General features: G+C 45.9%; 20 protein-coding genes. 16 read left to right on the top strand and 4 right to left on the bottom strand.

Annotated features, from left to right (window positions below):
* Positions 1–32: 32 nt before the first annotated feature.
* On the bottom strand, positions 33–707 hold the full coding sequence (locus tag ACR8BL_RS01375; RefSeq protein WP_434752974.1) for a GntR family transcriptional regulator: 675 nt from the start codon (positions 705–707) through the stop codon (positions 33–35).
* A gap of 299 nt (positions 708–1006) precedes the next feature.
* Here ACR8BL_RS01375 and ACR8BL_RS01380 point away from each other — a divergent pair, with 299 nt between their 5' ends.
* Entirely contained in the window at positions 1007–1309 is a 303-nt protein-coding gene (locus ACR8BL_RS01380; RefSeq protein ID WP_434750948.1) for an ArsR/SmtB family transcription factor, read from the top strand.
* Positions 1310–1495: 186 nt separating this feature from the next.
* On the top strand, positions 1496–2896 hold the full coding sequence (locus tag ACR8BL_RS01385) for an aldehyde dehydrogenase (RefSeq protein ID WP_434750949.1): 1401 nt from the start codon (positions 1496–1498) through the stop codon (positions 2894–2896).
* Between the two features lie 135 nt (positions 2897–3031).
* Here the strand turns inward: ACR8BL_RS01385 and ACR8BL_RS01390 are convergent, their stop codons facing one another.
* A complete protein-coding gene (locus ACR8BL_RS01390; RefSeq protein ID WP_434750950.1) occupies positions 3032–3943 on the bottom strand; it encodes a helix-turn-helix domain-containing protein in 912 nt (303 codons plus the stop codon).
* A gap of 212 nt (positions 3944–4155) precedes the next feature.
* Here ACR8BL_RS01390 and ACR8BL_RS01395 point away from each other — a divergent pair, with 212 nt between their 5' ends.
* The 9 genes from ACR8BL_RS01395 to ACR8BL_RS01435 all read left to right on the top strand — a co-directional run bounded on the left by ACR8BL_RS01395 (position 4156) and on the right by ACR8BL_RS01435 (position 14945).
* The gene (locus tag ACR8BL_RS01395) at positions 4156–6333 is read left to right on the top strand and encodes a glycoside hydrolase family 52 protein (protein ID WP_434750951.1); all 2178 of its coding nucleotides are present in this window, start codon (positions 4156–4158) and stop codon (positions 6331–6333) included.
* Entirely contained in the window at positions 6330–8477 is a 2148-nt protein-coding gene (locus ACR8BL_RS01400) for an alpha-glucuronidase family glycosyl hydrolase (protein ID WP_434750952.1), read from the top strand. Before ACR8BL_RS01395 ends, ACR8BL_RS01400 begins: the two co-directional genes overlap by 4 nt.
* A gap of 165 nt (positions 8478–8642) precedes the next feature.
* Positions 8643–9716 carry an NAD(P)-dependent alcohol dehydrogenase gene (locus ACR8BL_RS01405; protein ID WP_434750953.1) on the top strand — a complete coding sequence of 358 codons (1074 nt, stop codon included), beginning with the start codon at positions 8643–8645 and terminating at the stop codon, positions 9714–9716.
* Between the two features lie 167 nt (positions 9717–9883).
* Positions 9884–10174, top strand: coding sequence for an HPr family phosphocarrier protein (locus tag ACR8BL_RS01410; protein WP_434750954.1), 291 nt, complete (start codon positions 9884–9886; stop codon positions 10172–10174).
* 143 nt (positions 10175–10317) lie between these two features.
* Positions 10318–10569 (top strand): type B 50S ribosomal protein L31, encoded by a 252-nt coding sequence (locus ACR8BL_RS01415; RefSeq protein WP_434750955.1) that lies wholly within the window; start codon positions 10318–10320, stop codon positions 10567–10569.
* Between the two features lie 162 nt (positions 10570–10731).
* Positions 10732–11040, top strand: a complete 309-nt coding sequence (locus ACR8BL_RS01420) for a Dabb family protein (protein WP_434750956.1) — start codon at positions 10732–10734, stop codon at positions 11038–11040.
* Between the two features lie 130 nt (positions 11041–11170).
* Positions 11171–11932, top strand: a complete 762-nt coding sequence (locus ACR8BL_RS01425; protein WP_434750957.1) for an SDR family NAD(P)-dependent oxidoreductase — start codon at positions 11171–11173, stop codon at positions 11930–11932.
* A 283-nt stretch (positions 11933–12215) separates the two neighbouring features.
* Complete coding sequence (poxB, locus tag ACR8BL_RS01430) at positions 12216–13943, top strand: ubiquinone-dependent pyruvate dehydrogenase (RefSeq protein WP_434750958.1); 1728 nt, start codon at positions 12216–12218, stop codon at positions 13941–13943.
* Positions 13944–14189: 246 nt separating this feature from the next.
* Positions 14190–14945, top strand: a complete 756-nt coding sequence (locus tag ACR8BL_RS01435) for an SDR family NAD(P)-dependent oxidoreductase (RefSeq protein WP_434750959.1) — start codon at positions 14190–14192, stop codon at positions 14943–14945.
* A 162-nt stretch (positions 14946–15107) separates the two neighbouring features.
* Here the strand turns inward: ACR8BL_RS01435 and ACR8BL_RS01440 are convergent, their stop codons facing one another.
* Complete coding sequence (locus tag ACR8BL_RS01440; RefSeq protein ID WP_434750960.1) at positions 15108–15470, bottom strand: ribosomal protein L7/L12; 363 nt, start codon at positions 15468–15470, stop codon at positions 15108–15110.
* Complete coding sequence (locus ACR8BL_RS01445) at positions 15467–16675, bottom strand: cytochrome P450 family protein (protein WP_434750961.1); 1209 nt, start codon at positions 16673–16675, stop codon at positions 15467–15469. The genes ACR8BL_RS01440 and ACR8BL_RS01445 overlap by 4 nt, the downstream gene beginning before the upstream one ends.
* A gap of 188 nt (positions 16676–16863) precedes the next feature.
* Between ACR8BL_RS01445 and ACR8BL_RS01450 the strand changes: the two genes are divergently transcribed.
* From ACR8BL_RS01450 to ACR8BL_RS01470, 5 genes are all read left to right on the top strand, one after another.
* Positions 16864–17841, top strand: a complete 978-nt coding sequence (locus ACR8BL_RS01450) for an aldo/keto reductase (RefSeq protein ID WP_434750962.1) — start codon at positions 16864–16866, stop codon at positions 17839–17841.
* A 565-nt stretch (positions 17842–18406) separates the two neighbouring features.
* Positions 18407–19507: an ATP-binding protein gene (locus ACR8BL_RS01455; protein ID WP_434750963.1), complete on the top strand. Its 1101-nt coding sequence runs from the start codon at positions 18407–18409 to the stop codon at positions 19505–19507.
* The gene (locus tag ACR8BL_RS01460) at positions 19495–21936 is read left to right on the top strand and encodes a DUF5682 family protein (protein WP_434750964.1); all 2442 of its coding nucleotides are present in this window, start codon (positions 19495–19497) and stop codon (positions 21934–21936) included. Before ACR8BL_RS01455 ends, ACR8BL_RS01460 begins: the two co-directional genes overlap by 13 nt.
* Positions 21933–23123 carry a VWA domain-containing protein gene (locus tag ACR8BL_RS01465; RefSeq protein WP_434756524.1) on the top strand — a complete coding sequence of 397 codons (1191 nt, stop codon included), beginning with the start codon at positions 21933–21935 and terminating at the stop codon, positions 23121–23123. The genes ACR8BL_RS01460 and ACR8BL_RS01465 overlap by 4 nt, the downstream gene beginning before the upstream one ends.
* Before the next feature lie 9 nt (positions 23124–23132).
* Positions 23133–26708 carry a DUF4132 domain-containing protein gene (locus tag ACR8BL_RS01470; RefSeq protein ID WP_434756525.1) on the top strand — a complete coding sequence of 1192 codons (3576 nt, stop codon included), beginning with the start codon at positions 23133–23135 and terminating at the stop codon, positions 26706–26708.
* Positions 26709–26711 lie beyond the last annotated feature (3 nt).

The following is a 26711-nucleotide window of genomic DNA, read 5'->3' on the forward strand; positions in this document are numbered from 1 at the left end:
TGCATTACGATGTGAAAAGCAGTCATTCCTAATTATTGAAAGTAGGAAGGATATGTACTCCGCAGAACAGCCAGATCTGTTACAGTCAAATGCAAATGATCCTGCATCAGACGTTCTGCTTTCTCTGCATCTTGCTGCTGAATCGCCTGAACCATGGATCGGTGTTGCTCAATCAAGTGATCCCAGTGATGATCCGAAGACAGACGAAGCATCCGGCTTCGGTTCAAGTGCACATTCATCTGCTGAATCACGGTCCAGGTTTTGCTTTTATTACAGCCTGCAAAAAGAGTGCTATGGAACTCCTCATCCAGTTGAAACATGCGTCCATCATCCGGTTCGTTCTGGCATTGTTGCTGCTGTGTAAGATTATGTTCAAGGGCAGACATCTGCTCCTCTGGAAAGTGTGCACAAGCTAGACGAATGACGGCTCGTTCAAGCTGCTCGCGCATAAATCTGGCTTCTTCGACCAGATCGACTTGAATGAGGGAGACATACGTACCGCGCTGCGGGTACACTTCCAACAGACCTTCCTGAGCCAAACGGACAAAACTTTCGCGCACAGGAGTCCGGCTAATCTGGAAATCCAGCGCGATTTCTTTCTCCGAAATGGCTGTGCCTGGAGGCAACTGCAGACTTAAAATCTGTTGTTTCAGCGTGTCATACACCAAATCTCGCGTCGAGTAGGATTGCTTGTTCAGCGCAGACAAATGATTTGATAAGGGCGACAACCCGGCTTTGGATGATAACTTGGGGGTATGATCCACAACTTCAACTCCTTCATTGATATACTACCATACAAGTATGGTAGGTTGGAAGCGTTTTATTTTCATGAATTACATATTTTGAGCCGGTTAGCTTGAAATTTGAGATATAAGGAGGTACAATTCTTCCTATAGGTTTAAATGTTTAAACGAATGGAAATATATATAGAGTTTATAGAATGATAAAGAATATAGAAAATGATAGTGACCGAAGAGAATGTAGATTGAACATTGAGGTGTATATTATGAGCCAGAAAGCGATCACGATTTTCCAAACCTGTATCCCGTTATTTCAGGTGCTGAGCGACAACCATCGTCAGTCCATTTTGCTTATGCTGAGTGAGAAAGGGCAAATGACCGTGAATGAAATTACGGAACAGTCCAGCCTCTCCCGTCCAGCCATATCCCATCATTTGAAGTTGCTGCTGGAGAAGGGACTCATCTCCGTAGAACAGAAGGGCACACAACGTTATTATTCAGCTTCGTTGCATGGTTCCGTTGATCTGCTGAAACAGCTGGTCGCTGCACTCGAAGAGGAATGTCTTTAAGTTAATCAGCGGATGTTAACGCAAGGATGCTTATGTAAGGTATCGACTTAAAGTACTGGTCTACAATATTTATAGTAAGTTGAGTAACGACAAGCAAAGAAAAATAACATGCCAAGGCATGTGTCCTATAGGTTCGTCAGTTTAAACCTTTCATCGGTAAACTAATTAAGAAGGAGTATAACTATCATGACAACATTTCAGGAGCTAACCCTTAAAGATGTGAATGTAATCCTGGAGAAGCAACGTACCTTTTTTCGTTCGGGTGTTACGCGTTCAGCTGAAGTGCGAATAGAGCGATTGTCCAGACTAAAACAGGCTATACAGAAGTATGAATCCAGACTGACGGAGGCGATGTATCAAGATTTAGGCAAAAGTGAATTTGAATCCTACACGACAGAAATCGGATTTATGCTCGACAGCATCACACACACGATGCGCAAAATCAAAAAGTGGGTGAAACCTGTCAAGGTCAGAACACAATTGGCGCTTCTTGGTTCCAAAAGTTATATCATTCCTGAGCCTTACGGTGCAGTTCTTATTATTGGGCCGTTTAATTATCCATTTCAGCTTCTCATTGAACCTCTGGTTGGTGCGATTGCCGCAGGGAATACAGCGGTGCTTAAAGCGTCCGAGAACACACCTGCCGTATCGGCTGTTATACGGGAGTTGATTGAGGAAGTATTCGAGCCGGAATATGTACAGGTGGTTGAAGGGGCGAAAGACACAACGACAGCACTTATTCATGCGCCGTTCGACTATATCTTTTTTACAGGCAGTGTACCCGTGGGCAAAATTGTGATGGAGGCTGCCGCGAAAAACCTTGTTCCTGTCACGCTCGAACTTGGAGGGAAAAGTCCTGTCATTGTAGATGAACAGGCGGATATTCAAGTTGCGGCAGAGCGTATTATTTGGGGTAAGTTACTCAACACAGGCCAGACCTGTATTGCACCCGATTACCTCCTGGTACATGAGCGTGTGAAACAACCCTTGATTGATGCGTTGAAAGCAGCTATTGTAACCTTTTTTGGAACGGACATTCAGCATAACTGGGATTATGGACGCATCGTGAACAAGTCACATTTCAAACGACTCACCACGCTTATTGAACGAGATCGGGATCAGGTGATCTATGGAGGGACTTCGGATGAGGAGGATCGCTTTATCGAGCCGACCTTAATTGATGTGGACTCATGGAATGCAGCTACAATGGAAGATGAGATTTTCGGACCGATTTTGCCGATCATCAGTTATGGGCATCTGGATGAAGTCATTGCAGAAATTATTAAACGTCCAAAGCCGCTCGCTTTGTATTTGTTCACGTCCGATCCAGCGGTTCAGGATAGAGTGTTAACCGAGGTTTCTTTTGGCGGAGGTTGTATTAACGATACGATCACTCATGTCGCTAACCCTCGGTTGCCGTTTGGAGGCGTAGGTCATTCCGGAATTGGCTCGTACCATGGACGGTACAGCTTCGAAACCTTTTCTCATATGAAAAGTGTTCTGAAAAAAAGTACCAAGCTTAATCCACATATGCTGTACCCGCCTTATAATAATAAACTTTCGCTGATCAAACGTCTGTTGAAGTGAAAGATTGCATATATCAAATGTTGCCGTGAACGTCTGATAAAAGTCTAAAAGCCTAAACTCCTAAATTCCTAAATTCCTAAATTCCTAAATTCCTAAATTCCTAACCTTCAACTAAAAACAGCCTGTTGCTGGACATCACTCCAGAACAGGCTGTTCCTGTCTATAACGGGATGGAGACATCCCGGACCACCGTTTGAATTGACGGCTGAAATGGGCAATATCCTTATACCCGAGCATCACCGCGATATTTTGCACAGAGAGCTGTGGGTTTCCTAACAGAACTTTGGCCTCGTGCAGCACCATTTGGGATAAAACGGTCCGAGGTGACTGCCCGAATACTTGTTTGAACACACGATTGCAATGCGAAGTACTGATGCCGAGTTCAGCAGCGATATCATCGATCCCATAGTGGCTGTCGGATTCATCGCCTTGTTTGAATTGCTGGCTCATTAGCCCTTGTAAACGAGTACGAATCTGATGTGCCAGTTCAATCCGCTCGTATCCATCTGTAAACGTCTGTGCCGCTTCCTGCGAAACGGTCTCCCACAGATGCCCGAATAGTTCAAACACCGCTGATTGTAGTTGCATACGCTGTACCATGGCACTGGCGGATTGATCGTGAGCAGAGGACATCAGTTTGTGCAGCACCGGTTCAATCTGCTGAGTAACTGGACTGTCAGCACTGAACAAAATCTGTTTGATTCGAGCCAGGAGGGAGAGAAACAACTGATCGTCGATGTCAAAATGCATACAAAAATAAGTGAAACCCTGCCCGTTTCGGCTTTGACTGGAATGTACACTTCCCGGAGGGATCAACAGCAGTTCGCCAGCATTTTGTACGTATAAAGTACCGTTTATCGTCATATATTGAACACCCTTTGTTACATAATTGAGTTCATATTGAGGGTGCTCGTGCGCCGGGTAGTCCCAGTTGGTTCCAACACTGCGTAGATGAATGGCAAACAGGTTCACAGTGGTTTGCACATCTGGGTAAAAAACTTCATGCACACTTTCTCCCAGATCGGGAGGTAAATACGTGGAAGACATTCGAATTCCTCCTTATGTCAGTCGGGTTTATGTACATACTCAGAATGATTTACTTAAAAATTGAAAAGTGTAACCGCTTTATATTTTATCATACATCAGCTCGATTTGGGTAAATATTCGATTGATTTGTTCATGGTCTGGACGAGCAGTGCATGGTAGGATGGGGCTAATGAAAACGTATGCATTTCTTATTCCGAGAGGGGTTATAAAGGTTGAGTACATCCAGAGCCATTTTTTACAACGCGCATCATGCGCCAATCGGTGCATTTGCCAGTTTCACGCTAGGTTACAAAGGGGCTAAAGGCGGGCTAGGTCTTGAACTTGGCAAGCCAGCCGACCAGAACGTATATATTGGATTACAGGCTCGTGATGGAGAGCACTATCAGGCGTTGCCTTTTTATGAAGCAAGTGAAGATGAGAGCAGCCGTTATGATGTAGAGAAGCTGGAGAACGGAAAGCAAGCTGATGGCGCAGCGACTAAGCCATTGATTTCGGCATTCATGGATGAAGACATCACTCGGGAGTTCAGCTCAGGCACAGATACGTGGAACGCAGGGGATCTTGAATTCCGTATCTATTCCCCTGTACGTCCCGTTCCACATCCAGAGAGTGCAGACCGTGAAGCACTCATGGATGCTCTTGTGCCAGCGGTATTGGTTGAGATGACGATTGACAATACTCAAGGCGATAAGACACGTAAAGGTTACTTCGGCTATCAAGGCAGTGACCCCTATTCTGCGATGCGTTTGATTGGCGGACCAGAGGGCGGATCATTGACAGGGATTGGACAAGGTCGTTTAACAGCCATTGTGTCCAAAAATGAAGGTCTGTGGCCTGCACGCGGATTCACGTTGGAGAAAATTTTGGAGGAAAAACATCGGGATAATCTGGCATTTGGTTTAGGATCAACCTCTGTGTTGCTGATGGAAGTACCTGCAGGTGAGAAACGTACGTTCCAATTCGCAGTTTGTTTCTATCGCGGCGGCATTGTAACTACCGGAATGGATACAACATATTGGTATACACGTTACTTTGCTGACATTCTGCAGGCAGGCGAGTATGCGCTGAATCGTTTTGATGTATTGACTGCATCCTGTGCCGAAGTGGATCGGCGTCTTGGAACAGCAGCGCTGAGCGAAGATCAGTCCTTTATGCTCGCCCATTCCATCCACAGCTACTATGCCAGTACACAATTGCTCGATGCGGATGGAGAGCCGCTCTGGATTGTGAATGAAGGGGAATATCGCATGATGAACACACTGGATCTGACCGCAGACCAACTATACTTCGAGCTTGCGCTTAATCCGTGGACTGTGCGTAATGAGCTGGAGTGGTTCGTGAAGCGTTATAGCTATACCGATGAGGTTCGTTTTCCAGGGGAAGAAAAGTTATATCCAGGGGGCATCACATTTACCCACGATATTGGTATTGCCAATGTATTTTCTCGCCCAGGTCACTCGGCATATGAACTCGTCGGCATCGATGACTGTTTCTCGCAGATGAGCCATGAAGAGCTGGTGAACTGGCTCTGCTGTGCAACGGTATATATTGAGCAGACGAAGGACCAGGAATTTATTAAAGAGATGTTGCCAGTGATACAGGAATGTTTCCAAAGTATGCTTCACCGCGATCATCCCGAAGAAGATCAACGTAACGGTTTGATGGGGCTGGATAGCAGCCGGACACAAGGCGGGGCAGAGATTACAACCTACGATAGTCTGGACGTATCTCTTGGACAGTCACGGAACAACATCTATCTTGCTGGGAAGTGTTGGGCTGTCTATGTTGCACTCGAGAAACTGTTTGCAGTTGAGAAACTGGCAGACCTATCCCATCAGGCTGGAAAACAAGCCGATCGCTGCGCGGCAAGCATTGCTGCTCAATTGACAGATGGTGGTTACATCCCGGCAGTTATCGCAGAAAATAACGACTCACGAATCATTCCGGCCATCGAAGGCCTGGTATTCCCGTATTTTACAGGCTGTGAAGCAGCACTGGACGTTAACGGCCGGTTCGGATCATATATAAAGGCGCTGCACACACATCTGAAAACGGTGCTTGTTCCTGGAACATGCCTGTTTGAAGATGGTGGCTGGAAGCTATCTTCGACAAGTAACAACTCCTGGTTGAGTAAAATCTATCTGTCCCAATTTATCACCCGTGAGATTTTGGGTGTGGAGTGGGATGAGACAAAAGCAGCGGATGCAGCTCATGTGAAATGGCTACTTCATCCGGAGGAATCCTACTGGTGCTGGAGTGACCAGATTTTATCCGGTGTTGCCGTGGGCAGCAAATATTATCCACGTGGCGTAACTTCAATTCTATGGTTGCTTGAAGGCAAGAATAATCGTCTTGCACAGATCTATGCAAGCAAGGAGGCTGTACAATGAGTAAAACTATTGTTCAATCCGGACTATCCGGTCCGCAGTATGAAGCATGGCTAGGTTATCATACAGCATTGCCAGGAGTGAACGGGGTTGTAAGAACGGCAATTCCTCTCTGGAGCCAGCAGATTGATGTACAGGAAAAGCATCCAGTCATCGACACAGCACTTGCTGAGCTTACGCAAGGGCTTAGCATGTTATATGGAGAACAACCCGTTATTAGCCACTCTCAGACCCAGAGTACTGAAACAGACGAACAACGTAAACCTTCCATCCGGTTGGGCACTTGGGCAGGCAACAGTCTGGTGACTAGTACGTTTACCGAGACGGAACGTGCTGCTGTACAGGGTGAAGGTTTTATCGTTCGTGAAGATGAATCTCTTCGTGAACTGGTTATTGGTTCAGAGACGCCGCAAGGTGTCCTGTATGCTGTCTTTCATTTGCTTCGGGAACTGACGCTGAAGCAAAGAGGGACGGATCAGGCGGATTCGACGATTGACGGGGAGAAGCAGATTTTGATTACAGAGCAGCCCGTGAATCAACTGCGCATGATTAATCAGTGGGATAATGTGGACGGCAGTATTGAGCGGGGATATGCCGGGCGTTCTATTTTTTACGAAAACGGTGAGTTTACACAAGATTTAGGACGAATTCGAGACTATGCTCGATTACTCGCTTCAACGGGTATTAATGCGATATCTATTAATAATGTGAATGTCCATAAACAAGAGAGCTTGTTTCTAACAGAACGCTATCTGGGCGATGTTGCCAAGGTAGCCGCTGAATTCAGAGCATACGGTGTTCGTTTATTCCTTTGTGCCAATTATGCCAGTCCAATCGAAGTTGGTGGTCTACAGACGGCTGATCCGCTGGATCAACAGGTACGGGAGTGGTGGAACATTCAAACCGCGAAGGTATATGCTGCAATTCCGGATTTTGGCGGATATCTGATCAAGGCCGATTCTGAAAATCGTCCGGGGCCGTTCACGTATAACCGTGACCATGCTGATGGTGCAAATATGTTGGCTGAAGCCCTCCGTCCATTCGGTGGACTTGTTATCTGGCGCTGCTTTGTATACAACTGCAAGCAGGACTGGCGGGATCGTTCCACAGATCGGGCACGCGCGGCGTATGATCATTTTAAGCCGTTGGACGGACGATTTGCCGACAATGTCATTTTGCAGATCAAAAATGGACCTATGGATTTTCAGGTAAGGGAAGCGGTATCTCCTTTATTCGGAGCAATGGAGAATACAAACCAAGTCATCGAATTTCAGATTACACAGGAATATACGGGGCAGCAGCGTCATTTAGCTTACCTGGTGCCACAATGGAAGGAAATTCTGGATTTTGACACCTACGCCAAAGGTAAAGGCTCAGAGATCAAACGCATCGCAGACGGTTCGCTCTATCAGCGTCCATACAGTGGATTTGCAGCTGTGTCTAATATCGGTGCTGATGCAAGTTGGACGGGACATCCGCTGGCCCAAGCCAATCTATACGGATACGGCAGACTCGGGTGGAATCCTGAACTTTCGGCAGAAACCATTGCAGATGAGTGGGTAAGGTTAACGTTTGGACATGATGAACAGGTTGTGGAGCGGATTACGGGCATGTTGCTGTCTTCGCTGGATATCTATGAAAACTATACAGCCCCTCTTGGTGTAGGCTGGATGGTGAATCCGGATCACCATTATGGACCTAATGTAGACGGTTATGAGTATTCCAAATGGGGAACGTATCACTTTGCCGACTGTCATGGAATTGGGGTTGATCGGACGGTGAAGAGTGGTACAGGGTACACTTCCCAATATCATCCGGAAAATGCTGCTCGTTATGAATCGTTGGAAACTTGTCCCGATGAGTTAATTCTCTTTTTCCATCACGTTCCGTATACACATGTGTTGCACTCTGGTAAGACAGTCATTCAGCACATCTACGATACTCATTTCGAAGGTGTTGCACAGGCTGAAGCATTAGCCGAAACTTGGAGAGAGCTGGAGGGCAGAGTGGATCCGGACATCTTTAACAAGGTTGCAGCGTTGCAGGAGGAACAGGTGGAACATGCAAAGGAATGGCGGGATATAATTAACACGTATTTTTATCGCAAGAGCGGGATTCAGGATGAACAGGCAAGAACCATCTATTAATCGATTAGTATTCATTGAATTTCATTGAATGCGAAGTTATAACATTGATTGGTTTGATTTGGGGAAATGATCCATGAGCGATCATCTGACAGATAACGATAATGTACGAAGTACGCAACGTTTTCTTTGAACCAAGAGACAGCACTGACAAGCACAAGGAGGAGAATGCATATGAGTCAACTCGAACTACCTGAGATGATGAAGGCTGCTGTAATGACAGAGCCAGGACATATCAACATTGAGGAACAGCCTGTCCCTAGACCCTCAGCTAATGAAGTACTTGTAAAAGTGATGGCCGTAGGCGTTTGTGGATCAGATGTACACTATTTCGAGCATGGTCGCATTGGCAGGTTTATTGTGGAGAAACCGATTATTTTAGGTCATGAATGTGCAGGTGTTGTTGCGGCCGTGGGAACAGATGTCTCCAGGCTGAAAGTAGGAGATCGAGTTGCTGTTGAACCTGGGGTGACATGTGGTCACTGTACAGCTTGTAAGGAAGGACGTTACAATCTGTGCCCGGAAGTTCAATTCCTGGCGACCCCTCCAGTCGACGGGGCATTTGTGCAATACATGGTCATACGAGAAGACATGGTGTTTCCAATCCCCGATCATCTGACCTATGAGGAAGCAGCAATGAATGAACCCTTCTCGGTTGGTATTCATGCAGCACGCCGCAGTAAGCTGGCACCGGGTATTACTCTGGCCATCATGGGCATGGGGCCCGTCGGACTGATGGCTGTTGCAGCTGCCAAATCCTTCGGAGTACAGACGATTATTGTAACGGATCTAGAGGAAGTGCGGCTTGAGGCCGCGCGCCGGATGGGAGCAACACATACCATCAATGTGCGTCATGAGGATGCCCTAGCTGTTATCCGGGAAATCACCGGTGGTATCGGGGTGGATACGGCATGGGAGACAGCTGGGAACCCCAAAGCGCTACAATCCGCTCTCTACTCTCTACGCAGGGGAGGCAAACTGGCCATTGTTGGGTTGCCTGCACAGGATGAGATTGCCATCAATGTGCCGTTTATTGCGGATAATGAAGTGGATATCTACGGTATATTCCGTTACGCCAACACATATCCTGCGGGGATCGCATTTTTGAGCTCCGGACAGCATAATGTAATGTCTTTGATCACGGATCGATATACACTTGAAGAGACACAGCAAGCCATGGAGCGGGCGCTTCACAATAAAAGTGGCAGTTTGAAAGTAATGGTTTATCCGAACGGCATGTAAAAGAAATTGGATGGAGTCCTGTACACAGATGTGTACGGGGCTTTTTTCGGGGATAGACAGAAAATTTTTATTTTCCGTATGAAAGGCATAGACAACCTGCCAGCACATGGTATAATTCATGTTGATTTTAATATATAAATGAAAACACACGTTTACAGGTGTTCATAATGGAGCGAAAGGAACTGAAGGTTGTGAGAACACATGAGTTTATGATTCACGCGGATTTTCATCGGGATGAGCTGTTGTCGGTATCTTCTCAAGCGTCACGTTTTGCGTCGGATATATTATTGTCTTATACGGAGTCTGAACATGAGCATCGTGTAGATGTGAAGAGCCTGCTCGGTATGGCACTGCTACCGCTTCGAAACGGCAGTATTGTCCGATTACAGACCAAGGGAAGGGATGAATTGGAGGCGCTCGAGTACATGCTGTATGTACTGGAAAAAGGGCCAGCTTAATGATGGATCAGATACCCAATCGCACGAATTATATTTTTTTTGTCTTTTCATCAAATCTTGCTGGTACTTCGCGCAAAAAAAGAGTATAATAAAGTTTAGTTTGATTCTAGGGAGTACCCATATTAAAGGAGTGTAAATAGATTATGCCAAAAGTTGACATCCATCCTAAGACACAGCTCGTTATTTTTTACGATGCAAGTGCTGACTTCAAATTCGTTGCTTCTTCCACTAAGTTCTCGAACGAAACAATGGAATGGGAAGATGGTAACACATACCCAGTGATTCGTGTGGACACTAGCTCTGCATCCCACCCGTTCTTCACTGGTAAACAAAGAAACGTGGACATCGGTGGACGTGTTGATAAGTTTAACCGTAAATACAACCTCAAAAACTAGTTCTCTTATAGATGAGGAGAAACCCCCGGAAGATGATTCCGGGGGTTTTTTGCGTCTGATCGTCCTTCGTTTAGGAAGCAGATCAACCAAATATTGCGCTTTCAACATATTCAGTTGTAAACTAGAGTACAGAGTTTGAACATAGTGGAGGAGGAAACAGAGATGAGCAGAATAACACATATGGTAACGTTTTCGCTTTATGCAGGCAAAGATACAACGGAAGCCGAGGTTTTTTTGAAAGAAAGTAAGGAAGCGCTTGCGGCTATTACAGGTGTCGAAACATTTCAGGTACTGCGGCAGGTGAGTGCAAAAAACGAGTTTGATTATAGCTTCTCCATGGAATTTGCGGATCAGGCTGCCTATGATGCTTACAATGATCATCCCGTGCACCGTCAATATGTTGCAGAACGCTGGGAGAAGGAAGTCAGCCGTTTTCAGGAAATTGATCTTGTGCAATACGGTGGCGAATAATGATGTAAAAGTAAGGCTAGAGGATTGGAAAGCATCATCATTCTAAAATGGATATGAAATGAGAAGTAAATGTAGATGATCGAAAGCGTTTTCCGCTTGTGGTGGAGTTCAAAAGGAGGTCATTTCGGCCATGCAATTGGATCTGGCAGGAAAAACGGCTTTAGTGACAGGGGCAACCGGTCAATTGGGAAGAGTTATTGCTCGTACACTTGCTGCTTGCGGCGCAAATCTGGCACTGCATTACATAAACAATGAGACGAAGGCCACACAACTACAGGACGAGATCGAAACACTGGGTCGTCGGGTTGTTATTGTGCAAGGTGACATCACCAAACAGGATGCCGCATTTCGGATCCGGGATGAAATCCAGAGCAAGCTGGGCGGAGTAGACATTGTCGTTGCGAATGCAGTCATTCAATACGAGTGGACGACGGTGCTGGAGCAAGCCCCTGAAGATTACTTGAGTCAGTTTGAATCTTGTGTCATGCAGAGCGTATATCTTGCGAAAGCTTTTATTCCGTACATGCAGGATATGAGATCAGGCCGTTTTATCGGAATTAATACGGAATGTGCGATGCAGAACTTTGCCCATCAATCTGCCTATACTGCTGGTAAACGCGGCATGGATGGTGTGTATCGTGTGTTAGCCAAGGAAGTCGGCGAATATCAGATTACGGTCAACCAGGTTGCTCCAGGCTGGACGATCAGTGAACGGGATCGAAGCAGCGAACCTGGGCATGATGCAGCATACACCCAGACCGTACCTTTGAAACGCAGGGGAGAAGATCAGGAGATTGCAAACGCTGTTGCTTTCTTGGCGTCAGACTTATCCTCTTTTATTACTGGGGCATATATTCCTGTAAGCGGTGGCAATGTCATGCCTGCAATCTGAGTTGTATTTTAAATCAAATGAATGAAAAACACTATGAAATACATGCTCTTTGGAACAGATGCAATTTATAATTTGTAAATTGATGTTTTTTGGACTGATCCGTTTGCCTTCAAGGGCAGACGGATTTTTATTTTATGAATCAGATGATAACGAGGTGGTTTCCTTATACTTGGATTGACATATGATGTTGATTCGTTTTTCAAAAAATTGGGGTATAAGAATAGGTATATTCACGGGATGGAAACCTAATCAAAATAACGTAATTAAGGAGTGACCAAGCCTCATGAAAAAAACGATTGCAGACGTTCTAGTTGAAGCCTTGTTAAACGCGGGTATTCATCGAATATATGGCATTGTTGGAGACTCTTTGAACGCGGTCCTCGACTCCATCCGCAAATCGGGAAAAATTGAATGGATTCATGTACGTCATGAAGAAGTGGCGGCTTTTGCCGCAGGTGCAGATGCTCAAGTGAGTGGCAGCATCGCAGTATGCGCTGGCAGCAGTGGGCCGGGGAATATGCATCTGATTAACGGACTCTACGATTGTCACCGAAATCGTGTGCCGGTCCTGGCTATTGCTGCTCATATTCCGAGTGATGAGATTGGCAGTGAATATTTTCAGGCGACTCATCCGGAGTATTTGTTCCAGGAATGCAGTCATTATTGTGAAGTGATTACAACAGCCAAGCAGATGCCACGTTCGGTTACGATGGCTATGCAAACGGCAGTAGCGCGTTCGGGTGTGTCTGTCATTGTGCTACCGGGAGATGTTGCTGGACTTGAGGCAGCTGATCTGCCCGTTCCCGAGCATGTGTACCATGCCCCGCATCCGGTAGTACATCCTTCGGAGCCGGAACTTGCCAAGCTGGCAGAATATTTGAATGAAGACAAAAAAATCACTCTTTTGTGCGGAGCCGGATGTGCAGGGGCGCGTGAACAGTTACTGGAGCTGTGTGGCCGATTAAAATCCCCTATGGTTATTGCGCTTCGAGGTAAAGAATACCTGGAATACGAGAACCCCTACTCGGTGGGACTGACGGGATTAATTGGATATTCTTCTGGATACCATGCCATGATGGATTGTGACGTGCTGCTCATGCTGGGTACGGATTTTCCTTATCGTCAGTTCTACCCGGAAGATGCAACGGTGCTGCAAGTGGATATTCAAACCTCACATCTGGGCCGGCGCACCAAGCTGGATTATGGCGTATGCGGCGACATCAAGGCGACCATTGAAGCATTACTTCCATACCTGACAGCTGAGCATAGTGATAAGCATTTGCGTAAAAGTGTGAAGCGCTACACGAAAGTACGAGAAGAGTTGGACGAGCTGGCTGTAGGCAAACCAGGCAAAAAGCCAATTCATCCGCAGTACTTAACCAAAGTAATCAGTGATGCCGCCGCTGAGAATGCGATCTTTACCTGTGATGTGGGTACACCAACGGTATGGGCGGCACGTTATCTTGAGATGAGCCGGAATCGAAGATTGCTGGGATCATTTAATCATGGAACAATGGCAAACGCACTTCCACAGGCGATTGGTGCTCAGGTTGCTAATCCCGGACGACAGGTCATCTCTTTATCCGGAGACGGCGGTTTAGCGATGCTTATGGGGGATCTACTCACGTTAAAACAGCATAATCTTCCGGTTAACGTGGTAGTGTTTAATAACGGCGCCCTGAGTTTCGTAGAATTGGAGATGAAAGCTGCTGGGTTCCTCGAATCGGGGACGGAGCTTGTAAATCCAAACTTTGCAATGGTAGCACAGGCGATGGGCATTGAGGGCATACGTGTGGAAGATCCTGCGGAGCTTGAAGGAGCCATAGAGCGTGCTTTGCAACATAACGGCCCGGTGTTGATCGACGTTGTTGTGAATCGTCAGGAGTTGTCTCTGCCACCGAAAATTAATATTAAACAGGCTGAAGGATTCACTCTATGGATGATGAAAGCCGTCCTCAACGGACGTGGCGATGAATTAATTGAGCTAGCAAAAACGAATTTGCTTCGGTAGAGCAAGTTGGTACGGGCGCCAGGCTTATGATTGGGAGCTGGACTAGTTTCGGATCGTATTGTTTAGGCGAACATCGTATCAATCGTATAGATCAATATCATTTTGGTTTGTTTTTAAGTGAATGGTTGTTTAGAATAGGTAAAGTCAGGAAGGTATCCTATCCTTCTGACTTACATAGTTCATCCATAAGAAACCGGGGAATGAATAGGTGCAATCACAAATGGCACATAATTGGAGGAGATCATCATGAGTCACGCAGGAAAAGTAGCCATCATTACGGGAGCAGGAAGTGGATTAGGTCAAGCCGCAGCGCTGAAATTGGCTGAGAAAGGTGCTTCTATCGTTGTTGTTGATCTGATCGAAAAGACAGGTCTTGAGACGGTGAGACAGATTGAACAGCTGGGAAGCAAAGCTATTTTTGTTCAGGCCGATGTGAGTAAAGCCGCTGAGGTAGAGAATTATGTGAAGAAGACAGTCGAAGAGTTTGGCCGGATTGATCTGTTCTTCAACAATGCGGGTATTGCGGGCCCAGGCGTCAAATTAATTGAACATACAATCGAGCAATTTGACCAAATCATCGATATTAATTTGCGAAGTGTATTTTATGGATTAAAATATGTTATTACTGAAATGCTCAAAACGGGTGGCGGTTCCATTGTAAATACGGCTTCTACCGCTGGGATTGTAGGTGTTCCTGCAGTAGCTCCGTATGCAGCAACCAAACACAGTGTTGTTGGTTTGACACGTACAGCCGCGATTGAATATGGCAAGGAAAACATTCGCGTAAACGCAATTGCGCCGGGTACCATTGAGACACCGATGGTTGTTCAATTTGGCAAAGATAATCCGGAAGTTTTCCAGGCTACGGTAAATAGCATTCCATCCGGACGTTTGGGCAAGCCGGAAGAGATTGCCAATCTGGTTTCCTTCCTGCTTGGAGACGAAGCGCCGTACATTAACGGAGCTGTGTATCCGATTGATGGCGCTGTTACTGCTCAGTAAGAAGGTAGATCCATACATTTTAAAATAGAGCATGAAAAAGAGGGACTGTGTGGATAATCCGCACAGTCCCTCTTGCTGCCTTACGACTAATCAGCTCAAGAGCTATTTTACAACACGACACTACCTCTAGCAGAAGATCATGGTCAAAACGGAATCATACTTCTACCTATCCAGTGCTTCGACATAATCCTTCGCTTCTTTTAGAGAGAGGCTGCGGGCTTCACGCAGCTTTTTTATCGCCTGAATTTTGTTTCCTCTGTGTACCATGGCAAGCAGTTCCTGATCTAACTCATTATTTAACTCACTCTGAGCAGTAGAGCTTGCACCTGCAAAAGAAGAGAACGATGCAGAATCATTAGAAAAAGATGAATGATTGAGAACAAAGCGATTCGCTTCGGGGGATGTGCCGTTTCGAAGTTGCTCCACCTCTGTTTTTAATTCATCCATCTGACGTTGCAGTTTACTGAGCTTTGACCACAAAATCGGAATAATCAACAGGAACACGACAAATAAGAAATTGCTCATTTCAGTTGCACCGGAATTTCTTTGACGCCGCGAACGATCATGCCTGGTCTCCATTCTAATGTATCGACATCGTTTTGCAATCTCATGTTTGGAAAACGATTCAACAGTGTGCTTACGGCAATCTCGCCTTCAAGACGGGCGAGCGGCGCACCGAGGCAGAGATGAATACCTTTGCCAAAAGCGAGATGAGCACTTTTCTCACGTGTAATGTCAAACACATCCGGGTCTTTAAATTGCTCTTCATCCCGATTGGCTGAATCCAGTGCAACAACGACAAGTTCACCCTTAGCAATCTGCTGCCCGCGGAATTCCATATCCTCTGAAGCCCAGCGTGAGGTGCTGAATTCAACCGGGCCGTTATATCGCAGCATTTCTTCAATGGCTTGATGGATAAGCTCAGGCTGCTGAATTAACAAATTACGTTGTTCCGGATGCTCTAACAGGGCTAGCATACCGTTACCAATGAGATTAACAGTAGTTTCATGTCCCGCTATAATAAGCAAAGAGACAACACTAAGTAATTCTCTTTCAGTTAACTGCTCACCGGACTCTTCAGCTATGACAAGCTGACTGATCAGATCTTGTCCGGGTTCCTTGCGCACTTTGGCAAACCAGTCAGTCAGATATTCAATGAATTCCTGTTTATGTTGCAGTAAAAGTTCTGTATTCTTGGCAGTAGATGCATCAATGAAGGTGTTGGACCACATGCGGAATTTGTCACGATCCTCCAGCGGAACTCCGAGAATTTCACTAATGACAATAATGGGCAGCGGAAAGGCAAAGTCATCAATGAGATTCATCGTTTCCTGTGAAGGCAAATTGTTCAGCAGATTATCCGCAATGCTCTGGATATGGTTTCTCATATCTTCGACAAGTTTTGGTGTAAAAGCCTTTTGTACCAAGCCCCGCAAACGACGGTGATCGGGTGGATCGGAGAACAGCATGTTACTGGAAAATATACTCTGACCTTCTGACCCGTAGCGCTTAACCATATCTTTGCTAAAACGAGAATCTTTCAAAATCTGAACAGCGTCCTCATATCGGGTAATCATCCAGCCAAACTCTCCTTGAGGGAACATGACTTTGAAGAGTGGAGCATCTTTTCTTAATTTCTCATATACCGGATAAGGATTCTGCGTAAATGATGCTGTGAAAAAATCAGTGCTTGATGTCTCATTGGATTTGTTAGATTCATTCGGATTCAAATGTGTAATCTCCTCTCCTATGGCTGTAAGATATGTCGCTTTCTATATATTCCATAAGTGAAGGTTCAAAACCTTGTTTCGAGACGATAAAAATGCGAGTGATGCAGGAATATAGCGGGAGACTCAAGAAGACAAGAGAGAGTGTAAAGAATACGTTCGCAAAATAAAAAAACGAGGTGAATGAGGGAATGTCATATAGGCAGTTGCCTTTGCATTATCATCAGATTACCGCGAGTCCGATTGTTCTGGGGTGCATGCGTTTTGGTGGAGAATGGGACGGACAACCCATTACCGAAGATTTGGTGGTCGAAGGCCGTCAAGCGGTAGAGTCCGCACTGGAGATCGGGATTACTCATTATGATCTTGCAGATATCTATACACGTGGTAAAGCGGAGCATGTATTTGGGCGCATATTATCTGATAGGCATGGACTTCGTGAACAGATCATTATTCAATCGAAATGCGGAATTCGGCTGGTAGGCGATGATGAAGGCCCACAGCGCTATGATACATCAGGTGCACATATTGTAGAGAGTGTTGACGGCATTTTATCCAGGCTCGGCACAGATTACCTGGATATTCTGCTACTGCACCGTCCTGACCCGCTCGCCCACCCGCAGGAGATTGGAGAAGCACTGGCTAAACTTCATCAGGCTGGCAAAGTAAGGCACTTCGGCGTGTCCAATATGGGCTCGGAACAGATCCGCTTGCTTCAGATGTACAGTCGTGTGCCATTCATCGTTAATCAGCTGGAGATGAGCCTTGATAAGATTGGTTTTGTAGAAGCTGGTGTGACTGTTAACCGTGCACAGGCAAAAGATAATGTTTTTCCATACGGTACGATGGAATTCTGTCAGGCAGAGCATATTCAGCTGCAAGCCTGGGGCCCTCTCGCACAAGGCAGATTTACAGGAAGGATCATCGACGGGCAGCGGTCTGAGATCGAAGCAACGGCAGAACTGGTGGGTCGGATTGCCAAAGAGCGTGGTGTCACGAGAGAAGCCATTGTGTTGGCTTGGCTAATGAAACATCCGGCCGGGATTCAGCCAGTCATTGGTTCGATTCGCCCGGAGCGGATTCTCGCTTGCCGCGACGCGACTCAGGTTGAACTGACGCGATATGAATGGTACGAGCTGTATTCTTCTTCTTGCGGACGCAGAATGTAAGTAGCGATATAGCCATGTTCGAAGTTTAACGTGTAATGATGTTATGACCTGCTGTCAAATAAGAACGAAAGAAATAACGGATGAAGGGGCTGTCCCAAAAGTCATGTTATGATTTTTCAGCCCCACTTTAGACAGGAGTTCAAGCAAGAGAGAAGCCTTCAAACCCACTTTAGCGGTGGTTTTGAAGGCTTTTCCGTCGGTACCCTTTTGGGACAGCTCCTTTTTACAATTTTACTTTTATGAGATGTGATTAAAGCCTATGTCTAAATGTTTATAAGATTGTAGTGCCTTTTCTATGCAGTTTGCTAGTTAATAAATATAATCGGATACATATGTCTAACTGATATTGTGGGTGCAGAGTGAGCGCTTCATTCTATAATTAGACCGGGAGAGAATGTTCATACTTGTACGGGCATATAAGACCTTGGACTTACAGATGAGTGCAGGTAAGAAGGACGTTTCAACCATTTTTGCGGGATTTAAGGCTGAGTGTGCCAAGGCTATGATAAAATGAAAATAAATAGGAACATACGATCTGTTTGATATGAGAGGAGACATCTTGATAATGGAGATGCTTAAACCGCCAGCTGAGACGTTATATGAGAAGGAATTACGGGCATTACAGCAGGAGGATCAGGGCCATCATCCGCCTAACTGGTTATTGTCGCCAGCGCATGTGCGGGATTTTATTATTGGTCGAGATCAACCAGCCATGCTGGATGGAGAACAAATTAATATCACTCGTAAATTCTACGGAAATGATGTATTAATCGAACGTGCAGTTGTTACACTTGCGGGGAATCGTGGATTGATGCTGGTTGGTGAGCCAGGTACAGCCAAAACAATGCTTAGTGAGCTGCTTACAGCTGCTATCTCGGGAACCAGTCTGAATACGATACAGGGTACGGCTGGAACAACGGAAGATATGATTAAGTATTCCTGGAATTATGCGATGCTTTTGGACAAAGGACCATCGGAGGCGGCTCTCGTTCCTTCCCCGTTATACAATGGCATGAAAAAGGGCATCCTCACCCGTTTTGAGGAAATTACACGTTGTCCGGCCGAAGCACAGGACAGTTTGATCAGTATTCTGAGCGATAAAGTCATGAGTATTCCGGAGCTTGACGGAGGTGTACTTTTTGCCAAACCTGGATTCAATGTCATCGCTACCGCTAACATTCGGGATAAAGGTGTGAACGAGATGAGCGGTGCGCTCAAGCGGCGTTTTAATTTTGAGACGATCAAGCCGATTCAGAATGTCAAAATGGAAGCCAAAATCATTGAATCTCAGGCGAGAAACCTGTTATTACATAGTGGAATTGATACCGAAATTCAAACCGACGTGGTGGAGCTGCTGGCGACTACGTTTATGGAACTGCGGACAGGGATGTCGCGAGAAGGTTATAAGCTGGATACGCCTCAAGCGTCCATGAGTACTGCAGAAGCGGTGTCCGTGTACGTGCAAAGCGCGATGACCTCTTATTATTACGAAGGCAAATCCATTGCGCTGGATCGGTTAGTGCAAAATATGTTGGGAACGATTGCTAAGGAAAATGATAAGGATTTAACTATTCTCAAGAACTACTTTTCCAAAATTGTCAAAGCTCGCTCTGCGGAAGAGGCGATCTGGAAGAATTATTATGAGGAAAGAAAATGGATCGGTTAGGCCAGGTACAGTCTGCTGACCCTGCCGTCTTATCGGATGTTACCGATTTGAATCAGCTGCAATCCATATTTGATACAAGTGTATTTAATTTGAATAACAGAACGGTTTATTTTCCAATTCGGCATCACAGTCCGGCCTGTGCGCATCATCTGCTACGTGTAATCGGAGAGTACAAGCCCGATATGATTCTGATTGAGGGACCGGAAAGCGGCAACCCGCTCATTTCTGTTCTCACGGATGAAGCGACCCTTCCTCCAGTCAGTCTGTATTATACCTGTGAAGATGAATATGGAAGAGAAGCCTGTTATTATCCGATGCTTCGGTATTCACCTGAATATGTTGCGCTAAAGGAAGCTCATCGGCTTGGCATTCCGACACAGTTCATTGATTTGGATTATCGGCATGTATCGGGACGTGCGGGCAACCCTCCGCAAACAGAGCAGAAAGAGATATCCATTCAGGACGAAACGCTGCTTGCCGGATCAGACTTCATTAACCGATTGTGCGAGAAAACAAACTGCCGCAGCTTTGATGAATTGTGGGAAAAGGTATTTGAGATCGGTGGTCTGGAGAAAGAGACCCCTGTCTTTGTTCAGGATGTTTTCACCTACTGTACACTATCCAGAATGTGTTACACCCCTGAGCGGCTGATTGCAAATGGTGACCTGTTACGTGAAGCGCATATGGTGAAACGAATTAAGGAAGCAGAAAAGAAGTATCAACGTGTGCTTGTTATTACCGGAGGTTTTCATACGTATGGCTTAGTGAATTCCATTCATCAGGAAGTGGAGCCAAAGGGCGCGACAACACAGCAGGCTACAGCAGATGCAGTGGACTTTCAGCAACAGATGTATCCCATGGTGTACACGTTTGCCGAGGCTGATCGTCTGAATGGTTATGCCAGCGGCATGCCCTATGTGTACTTTTATGATCAAATCTGGGGTCAGATTCTTCGTTCTCCAAGTTCTCCTTACCGTGTAACCACGCTAAATGTGTTATCGAGACTGATGCGTAAGCTGAGGGAAAGAGAAGAACATGTATCTACAAGTGATGCGATCGAGGCTTACAGTATGATACAGGGTCTGGCAGAGCTAAGAGGCAAGCGAGAAGGCGGAGTTTATGAGCTTATGGACGCGGCACTTTCTTCATTCATCAAAGGAGAACTTACGCTGGCCACTGATAAGCCGTTGCAGGAACTGCAGCTTCTATTAACCGGGGATGCCATCGGAAGTGTTGCGCCTAATGCTTTTCATATCCCGATCGTGGAGGATTTTAAAACTCGTTGTACGGAGCATAAACTCCAGATTCGAACGACTGGACAGCACAAAAAAGTGCTTGATTTATATGCTAAACCAGAACATCGCTTGATCAGCCAGTTGTTTCAATGTATCTCTTATCTGGTTCCCGAGTTTGCGAAGCGCCAAGCAGGTCCGGACTGGATCGCACAGCGTGATATGAACCTGGTTCGTGAAACTTGGGAATACATGTATTCCTCACGGATTGAAGCGCGGCTCATTGAAAATTCTCTGTATGGGGGTACGCTTGCTGGTGCAGCTACTCGTAAAATGGAGGAGCAGATGCAAGACATCCCGGATCATCACAGCGGAGAGCTTGCAAGTCTGATGCTTCAAGCACTGCTGATGGGTCTTCAGGAGACAGCCATGCATTTGTATGCCAAGGTTCGGGCTGCCCTGCGGACAGATGGACACTTCCTTTCTTTGTGCAACAGCTTAACCATTCTGAATCGGATTTATCAGCACCGCAGGTTGCTTGGATTATCGGATGATGCTCACCTGTCTGATCTCGTATCGGAAGCCTACAGTAACGCGGTCGACAAGCTGCAGCAGCTTTCCAGAACGAACGCCGATGAACATGAAGGCATTATTCAGGGGTTGAAGTTACTTGCGATGCTGGCGGAGTCATCAGAGGAGCAATTCCAGGATACGGTGTTTCGGATCCATCTGAATGAACTTTTGTCAGATCCGAAGCTTCCTGCTCAACTTGAGGGGGTCTGTATCGCTATTGCATCCGGACTGGGTGACCGATCCCGAGAGGAAATTGTGGAGCGTGCGAGGGGGTATATTCGTGGAACACCGGAACAGACCCGTCAAACGGCATTATTTTTACAGGGTGTGTTTACGGTTGCGCGGGATGCCTTTTTATACGAAGATCAGTTGTTGTCGGAGCTAAATGGGCTGATTGAGCAGTTGTCCTATGACGATTTTATTGCGATGATTCCAGAACTACGTCTGGCTTTCACTTATTTTACGCCGATGGAAACGAATCTAATTGCTGAACGTGTGACAAATCTGCATCAGATGATGCCGGATGAGATGACGACCCCTGTGCTGGATGAACAGATGCTCGTTCAATACAGAACGCGGGATGAGGCGCTTCGGAAGGAGTTTGCAGCATGGAAGTTAATATGAACGAAGCACCTCATGGACAAGACGAACCATTGACAGAGAAGCCTGCCACGGAAGAACGAAGTGCTGTCGAAACTTTGAACCGTTGGCGCCTGATTCTTGGTGAATCGGCTGAGGTGGGCCTGTGTGAATCAGATCAATATATAACGGGCGAATTTCAGTATGTGGAACTGGACGAGATTTTAGGGTATTTGTATAACCGTGAATACGGGGAAGAGCAAGGTTACCGCAAAGAAGGTGGACGTGGTTCATCAGAGCTTACCGTTCCGAATTGGTTACACAAGGTCAGAGATCTTTTTCCCAAATCAACGGTTGAAATTTTGGAAAAACAGGCATTGGATCGTTATGGACTTACGGAACTGTTAACAGATAAAAAGCTGCTGGAGTCTCTTGAACCTAATATGAACCTTCTCAAAAACATCATGCAGTTCAAGGGACGTATGAAAGGTGAAGTACTGCGGAGTGCCAAAGATATTGTGCGGACAGTCGTTGAGGATCTACGGAGGAAGCTGGAGTTACATACCCGTGCCAGTATTATGGGGAAACGAAGTAAGTATGCGTCCAGTTCAGTGCGTTCATTGCGTAACCTGAATTTTAAACGCACGATTGCCCGCAATCTGAAAAATTATGATAAACATAAACGAAGGTTTGTGATAGATCGTCTTTATTTTGATGGGAATATACAGCAGCACAATAAGTGGAACATCATTATCGGGGTAGATGAAAGCGGCAGTATGATGGATTCGGTCATTTACAGTTCGGTCATGGCGAGTATTTTCTATCGTTTGAATGCGTTACGCACGAAACTGTTCATTTTTGATACCAAGGTTGTGGATTTAAGTGACCGGCTTGAGGACCCCGTGGACGTGCTGATGAATGTGCAACTTGGCGGAGGAACTCATATTGCCAAAGCGCTGCGTTACGGAGAGACGCTGATCGAGAATCCTGGTAAAACGATATACATTCTGGTCAGTGATCTGGTGGAAGGATTTCCGATCAATCAGATGTATCAAGCGTGCAAGGATATTATCGATTCAGGATGCAAGTTGCTTGTTCTCACGGCACTCGATTTCAATGGAGAATCGGTATATAACAAACATGCCGCGCAGACGCTGGCCAATATGGGAGCACAAGTCGCAGCTATAACGCCTAATGAGCTTGCCGAATGGATTGGAGAAATGATTACTTAAACCAACTTAATGGAGGAATATATGATGCTTACCGCAGACCGTGCAGTAGAGAGTTTAGTAGAAAAGTTCGCTTCAATCTGTTCAGATGATTACTCACTCACGACCGATCGCAGTTCCGAAATTATTGATTATGTTATGGGTGCGACAGAAAAATTTCCTGATATGATGGGCAAGACGAGCCATTACGTCTATCGAACTGTAGAGGCACTATCCAAGCTTGGCAAGAAAGACGATGGAGATATTTTTTTCCGTGCCGGAGCAATTGCTATGCATCTGGAGTCGAATTATTTCCGCAGAAGCCCTTGGGGGGTTAACGCATTCACAGCTTGTCTCGGTGAGGATTCGGAGGCTTACGGATTAAATGCAAAAAGCAAGAGTCCAGACCGGATGGGCGACTTGTTATCCCATTTGAAGAAAATGAAGCAATATGCTGGCGAAGAAGAAATTCTCACGGAGCTTAAGCGACGCGTGAAGCGAGCCCAATGGTTGTTTGATTCCAAAAAGGCAGATAGTCAGGGCAATTTCAGAGATGTGGTTGATGCCATGATTCTTGTTCAATTGTGTTTGCAACCGGATTGTGAGTTTACCAATATGAACGAGATCAAAGAAATCAGTGCATCCCTGCCCGAGCTGTTCCAATATGTTATGGCGAATGATGCGGCAAAGCTCCACACAGAGCTGTATTCGTTGATCGAACCATTAATTGCAGGCAGCGTTCAAGGTAAACAGAACAGTTCCACCCAGTTGCTAGAAGAGGAATTCTTAAAGCAAAAACGCAGTGAACTGATTGCAAAGCACTACCCGGAAATCACTTTCTCCCCGAAACATCATGTTTCACATGCCGATTTTCATCAGACCATGGTGTTGCTTAGCAGTGCGGTGTTATATCTGACGAATATCTATGGAGGGAAGCAGCGGTTTCTGGATAACGCCAGTGAGGTTGGCAAAGTACTTCTTGAATTCATTCATCACTTACATGAGATATATCCGATGGAGGTTCGTAAGTATTTACTTAGTATGAATCCTCGTTCAAGAAGCGAAGATGATCTGCTGGCTGGTCTGATCCCGCTGAACGAGCCCTATCAATTAATTGAATTGATGCAGATCGAGTTGAACTCATACCGCGTGTCATGGATTATAATTAAGGCGGCAATTGCCAGTCAACCTGAACACTCCAAACGAGCATATGAGATTGTCAGGGCACCATTTCTGAAATTATGTCTTCATAAAATGATGTTGGATCAGGGAATCACTTTACATCATCCGGAAACTACAATCGAAGAGGCTGTATTCCGTGTACTGCGTCAACCTCTAGAGGGTGGGCGGCAAGGACTTGCCATTGCCAGATATTTAAGTGGTGAGAACACATTTGAGGAATATTGGGCAGACAAAGACAGCCGCGGGTTGTTTAATCATGTCAATCGGGATCGTAAACGGATTAACAATCTCATTAGCATCAGTTTCCTACCACTTGATTCGGAACCGATGCACCGTTTTGCGATCTTGCTAACCCATCCGGAATGGACGCTCGATATTGTATCAGATATGTATCATTCTTATGCATTTAGCGGTGAGCAAATATTGAATGCATATGGTGACGATCCTCAAGTTAAACGCGAACAGTTGCTAACAAGTCTAATATCGTTGAATGGTATGACGGATTATACGTATCAATCGATGCCGCAGGATGAGTATCGCCGTATTTTGCAGCAAAATCTGGAGTACGCATTGAAGCAGTACAAAAAACTGCCAACGGACACACGTATATTAACGCTGGAGGTTGCATTTGAGCAGAGAGCTACCTTGCCTAAGAAACAGTTGGTGACAGCTATTCAGGCAGGCTTGCAAGACGCGTCCAAACGGGCGAACAGTATTGCTCTGGCCGAATTCAACCGGGTTCCTGATCAAGAACTGTATACGATGATTTATCGTGCCGAGAAAAAGGCATCCATTAAAGAAATGGCGTTAACAGCGATCCGAAGTCTGGATAACAGTAAGGAATTATATACAGAGCTTTTGCAGAACGAGAAGGCAGCGGATTGGAAAAATCTGATTCAGATTTTGCTCGATACAGCTGAGCTAAGTCCTGAGTATGCACACGCAGCGCTTGCTGATCTGGCTGATGCCAAAAAGATGTCCCGGATTAGTTGGTTACCTCTCAAGGAACTGCCAGCTTTAATCCGTTCAGCGGACGGTCAGCCTCTGGATGATCGGATCAAACAGTATGTACTGTTGCAATCTATTGATCACGGGTCTGGGCCGAATGAGCGGTTAAATGAACTCAGAGAATATGTGAGTGAGGCTTCGTTGATCCGCTTGTCAAAAGAACTACTGCAGATATGGATTCATGAAGGTGCACCTGCGAAGGAAAAATGGGTCATGTATGTCTCTGCACTCTTCGGTGATATTCAAATTGTTCATATTTTGACTCCGCAGATTAAAGAATGGACAGAAAACAGCCGTGGTGCTATTGCAGCAGAGGCAGTGAAGGTGCTGGCGTATCTGAAAGAACCTTCCGCGCTTATGGCGATTGATAAGATTAAACGCAGTGTGAAGAACCGCCAGGTTAAAGGAGCAGCGGAAGAAGCATTACAGCTTGCTGCTGAGAACATGGGGCTGACTGCGGAACAGCTTGAAGACCGTCTTGTCACTTCCCTTGGTTTTGATGAAAATGGTACTTTGCAGCTAAGTTATGGAGAACGCTCCTTCCAAGTGAAAGTCAATGCCGAGCTGCAGGTTGTCGTCATGAATGAGGAGACAGGTAAATCAGTCAAAAGTTTGCCTGCTCCGGCACAAAAGGATGACCCTGAGCTTGCGGCACAATCCAAGGCACGTTTCACCCAATTGAAGAAGGATCTAAAAACGATGGTGACGATCCAGACACAGCGTTTGGAAGAATCGTTGTCGAAGCAACGTCTCTGGACGGCTGATGAATGGACATCCCTGTTTGTGGACAATGTGATCATGCAGAAGTTCGCTGTTGGATTAATCTGGGGAATATATGAAGATGGTGAGTTGGTCAGCACATTCCGGTATATGGAGGACGGTACGTTTAATACGGTGGATGAGGATGAAACGGATTTACCATCAGGGGCTCAGGTAGGGCTTGTGCATCCTCTTGAACTGGATCAGGAAATTTTGGAGGGATGGACTACTCAGCTTGAGGATTATGAGGTCAAACAGCCTTTTGAGCAGCTGAAACGTCAAATCCACTTGATTGAGGATGAAGATCAGGCCAAGACAGAATTTGAACGTCTTCCGGAAGAGGAGTTCTCACCAACTGCTCTCCCGAAAGCTTTGGAGAAATACGGCTGGATTAAAGGGCCTGCACAAGACGGCGGTTGGTTCCATGAGTTTTACAAAGAGTATGGAGAGATCGTTGCTGAACTTCGATTCAGCGGTACAAGTATCACTTATTATGAAGGACTGGATGATGTTACGCTGGAATCATTACATTTCTTCAAACCAAACGGCAAGAGACAGCACTATTATTACGCAGATAACAAATCGATTCCTCTGGGCAAGATTCCAGGTCGGGTATTTAGTGAAACCATCTATGATATTTTGAGAGCAACGGGGCGCTGATTC

Source organism: Paenibacillus amylolyticus, assembly GCF_051136285.1.
Classification (GTDB): domain Bacteria; phylum Bacillota; class Bacilli; order Paenibacillales; family Paenibacillaceae; genus Paenibacillus; species Paenibacillus amylolyticus_F.

Excerpts from the sequence above, each read along its gene's own strand:
- ACR8BL_RS01405 (WP_434750953.1), top strand. The coding sequence starts at position 8,643 with ATGCATATGAGTCAACTCGAACTACCTGAGATGATGAAGGCTGCTGTA.
- ACR8BL_RS01440 (WP_434750960.1), bottom strand. The coding sequence starts at position 15,470 with ATGAGCAATTTCTTATTTGTCGTGTTCCTGTTGATTATTCCGATTTTG.
- ACR8BL_RS01390 (WP_434750950.1), bottom strand. The coding sequence starts at position 3,943 with ATGTCTTCCACGTATTTACCTCCCGATCTGGGAGAAAGTGTGCATGAA.
- ACR8BL_RS01420 (WP_434750956.1), top strand. The coding sequence starts at position 10,732 with ATGAGCAGAATAACACATATGGTAACGTTTTCGCTTTATGCAGGCAAA.
- ACR8BL_RS01470 (WP_434756525.1), top strand. The coding sequence starts at position 23,133 with ATGGAGGAATATATGATGCTTACCGCAGACCGTGCAGTAGAGAGTTTA.
- ACR8BL_RS01450 (WP_434750962.1), top strand. The coding sequence starts at position 16,864 with ATGTCATATAGGCAGTTGCCTTTGCATTATCATCAGATTACCGCGAGT.
- ACR8BL_RS01400 (WP_434750952.1), top strand. The coding sequence starts at position 6,330 with ATGAGTAAAACTATTGTTCAATCCGGACTATCCGGTCCGCAGTATGAA.
- ACR8BL_RS01465 (WP_434756524.1), top strand. The coding sequence starts at position 21,933 with ATGAACGAAGCACCTCATGGACAAGACGAACCATTGACAGAGAAGCCT.
- ACR8BL_RS01380 (WP_434750948.1), top strand. The coding sequence starts at position 1,007 with ATGAGCCAGAAAGCGATCACGATTTTCCAAACCTGTATCCCGTTATTT.
- ACR8BL_RS01415 (WP_434750955.1), top strand. The coding sequence starts at position 10,318 with ATGCCAAAAGTTGACATCCATCCTAAGACACAGCTCGTTATTTTTTAC.
- ACR8BL_RS01385 (WP_434750949.1), top strand. The coding sequence starts at position 1,496 with ATGACAACATTTCAGGAGCTAACCCTTAAAGATGTGAATGTAATCCTG.
- ACR8BL_RS01435 (WP_434750959.1), top strand. The coding sequence starts at position 14,190 with ATGAGTCACGCAGGAAAAGTAGCCATCATTACGGGAGCAGGAAGTGGA.
- ACR8BL_RS01425 (WP_434750957.1), top strand. The coding sequence starts at position 11,171 with ATGCAATTGGATCTGGCAGGAAAAACGGCTTTAGTGACAGGGGCAACC.
- ACR8BL_RS01410 (WP_434750954.1), top strand. The coding sequence starts at position 9,884 with ATGGAGCGAAAGGAACTGAAGGTTGTGAGAACACATGAGTTTATGATT.
- poxB (WP_434750958.1), top strand. The coding sequence starts at position 12,216 with ATGAAAAAAACGATTGCAGACGTTCTAGTTGAAGCCTTGTTAAACGCG.
- ACR8BL_RS01460 (WP_434750964.1), top strand. The coding sequence starts at position 19,495 with ATGGATCGGTTAGGCCAGGTACAGTCTGCTGACCCTGCCGTCTTATCG.
- ACR8BL_RS01455 (WP_434750963.1), top strand. The coding sequence starts at position 18,407 with ATGGAGATGCTTAAACCGCCAGCTGAGACGTTATATGAGAAGGAATTA.